General features: G+C 65.8%; 1 pseudogene. It reads left to right on the plus strand.

From position 1 onward, the window contains the following. Positions 1 to 90: pseudogene (locus C7I85_RS30460) on the plus strand (response regulator); the annotation flags it as partial. Between the last annotated feature and the right edge of the window lie 144 nt (positions 91 to 234).

The raw sequence follows: 234 nt of genomic DNA on the forward strand, positions 1-234 counted from the left end.
CGGGCGCGGCGCGCCGGGGCGACCGGCTGGATCGTCAAGCCGTTCAACCCGGACAAGCTGATCGAGGCGATCCGGCGCGTCGCGGCGTGACCGGCAACAAGGGCAACAAGGCGTAAAGGCGTAAAGGGAGACTAGCAGCGTGGACGCGATGTCAGCCATCAAACAGACGTTCTTCCAGGAATGCGAGGAACAGCTCGCCGAACTGGAGGCCGGTCTCCTGGCGATCGAGGCCGG

This window comes from Pseudaminobacter soli (ex Li et al. 2025), from assembly GCF_003012705.1.
Lineage (GTDB): Bacteria > Pseudomonadota > Alphaproteobacteria > Rhizobiales > Rhizobiaceae > Pseudaminobacter > Pseudaminobacter soli.